This is a genomic window from Prosthecobacter sp., from assembly GCF_044222345.1.
GTDB lineage: Bacteria > Verrucomicrobiota > Verrucomicrobiia > Verrucomicrobiales > Verrucomicrobiaceae > Prosthecobacter.
Genome location: NZ_JBGANL010000141.1, coordinates 2,271 through 3,818, shown reverse-complemented (window position 1 = coordinate 3,818; position 1,548 = coordinate 2,271). Strand labels below are relative to the sequence as shown.

Here is a 1,548-nt window from a genome sequence, read left to right as displayed (position 1 = left end):
CTCCGCCATCATCGTTCCTTTTGGCCTCATCGTTGACGGGGGCCTCGAAGGCTCCGTCTCCACTGTGGTGCCATGCGCCGGTGGCCATGCTGGCAAGTTCAGCGTCAAGCTCTCGGCTTCACCCGGCACCGTCAATCTCGGCACGCGTCTGGTGATCACCGCCGATGGCTCTTGCAAAGCTGACGACGGCACCGCTGGCAATATCCAGGTGGCCGAGGCCATGGAGACAGGCACCGCAGGGGAGCTTGTGGAAGCCGTGCTGATCCGCCCCGTCACCGTCGGGCCGGAAACCATCGACGATGGCAGCGTCACGGCGAACAAGCTCGCCAGCAATGCGGTCACGACGGCCAAGATCAACGACAGCAGTGTGACAGCGGCCAAGCTCGCTGATGCGGTGGCGGACAAGATTGCCTCCACCACGGTCGCGGTCGCGAACACTGGCACGCCTGATGGAGTGGCGCATGTCACCGGCCAAGTGCAGGACGCCCAGGGCAATTCGCTCGCGGGCCGTTTCATCATCACCCTGTGGCTTGCCACCAGCGGTGCATGGGCTGCGCCAGCGGATCTCGGCACCCTGACTGCGAAGACAAATTCGCTACTCCTCAAAGAGGACACCGACGACGCCTTCGCCCGCATCCTCACCCATAGCGACGGCTCATGGGGCGCGGATCTCGACACCGTGACAGACGGCACCATCCACGCGCATGCCGTGGTCTCCGGCCTCGCTGTCACCGCCAACGCTGCCATCACCGGCAACTAAACCCCACGCTTCATTCTAACCTCAATTAATCACCATTATGGGATCTTCAGCAGCCACACGTAACAACCACCTGAGCAACTACGCCTTCGGCATCGCCCAGGACCTGACCAGCGCTCTTGCGCGCTTTTTCTCCCCGCTCGTCGCCACCGGCACCAGCAGCGGGCAATACAAGAAGTTCGATGATAAGAACGCCTTCCAAGTCTATGACACCCTGCGTGCCATCGGCGGCGAGAACAGGCTGATCGAATTCGCGGCCAGCGATCCGCACTTCAACTGCCAGCCACGCGGCCTAGCCATCGGCATTGATGATGCGGAGCGAAACAAGGCAGGCCCGGAAGGGCAGACGCAGCTCGAAGAAGCCAAGGTGAAGACGCTGGTTTCGACCACGGTGCTGAGCGATGAAAAAACCGTCTTTGATGCCGTGCTCAATGGCGTCTCGCCAGCAGCTGGCAAGGGCAACTGGTCGAGCGATGATGTCGATCCCGTCGATGAAATCGACGCGCTGATCGAAAAGATCGCCACGGCCACGGGCCTCATGCCAAACCGCGCTGTCTTTGGGCTCGGCGCCTGGCGTGTGTTTCGCAATCATCCGAAGGTCAAAGCGCGCCAGCCTGGTGCGACTCTGATCGGCGTCACAACGCAGGACGCAGCACGCATGGTGCTGAATCCCGGCATCGACATCCGCGTCGGTCTGCTTTCACGCGACACGAAGAAATTCGGCGCTGCCGCCAACAAAGTGAACCTGATCGGAGGCCAGGTGGTTCTCTTCTACAACCAGGACAACCCCA

Annotated in this window: 2 protein-coding genes; both read left to right on the top strand. The window is 61.6% G+C overall.

Annotation, left to right across the window (positions count from 1 at the left end; all coding sequences use genetic code 11):
- Window positions 1-760: hypothetical protein (locus ACILSL_RS27275; RefSeq protein WP_395735230.1), on the top strand; the 760-nt coding region annotated here is incomplete at its 5' end.
- A gap of 37 nt (window positions 761-797) precedes the next feature.
- On the top strand, window positions 798-1,548 hold a 751-nt coding region (locus ACILSL_RS27270), incomplete at its 3' end, for a major capsid protein (protein ID WP_395735229.1).